Raw genomic sequence first — 372 nt, forward strand, 5'->3', positions numbered from 1 at the left:
CGCTCGTGGTGCGCGTCGCGGTGCCCGCGACCCTGCACCTGGTGAACGTGGCCGCCGGCCGGATCGACGCCTTCTGGCAGTTCGCCGGCGCCCGCGCGGACCTGCTGCCCGGCGCGCTGCTCGTCACCGAGGCCGGCGGGACCATCTCCGACGCCCAGGGCCGGCCCTGGACCCCGCAGAGCGGGAGCTTCCTGGCCGCCGCCCCCGGCATCCACACCCGGGCCGTCGCCACCCTCACCCGCTGACCACGCCCCGAACCCGCACACCACAAACCCGCACCGACGAAAAGGAACGGACCACCATGACCAGCATCGCAGTCCTCGGCAACGGCCGCGTCGGCGGCAACCTGGCCGCCGCCCTCACCCGGGCCGG

At 75.8% G+C, this 372-nt stretch carries 1 protein-coding gene and 1 pseudogene; both read left to right on the plus strand.

Annotated features, from left to right (window positions below; genetic code table 11):
• Window positions 1–245: inositol monophosphatase family protein (locus tag AA75_RS27045; protein ID WP_033822883.1), on the plus strand; the 245-nt coding region annotated here is incomplete at its 5' end.
• Between the two features lie 56 nt (window positions 246–301).
• Window positions 302–372 (plus strand): annotated as a pseudogene (locus AA75_RS54115) (NADP oxidoreductase); the annotation flags it as partial.

This window comes from Kitasatospora sp. MBT63, from assembly GCF_000710465.2.
Lineage (GTDB): Bacteria > Actinomycetota > Actinomycetes > Streptomycetales > Streptomycetaceae > Kitasatospora.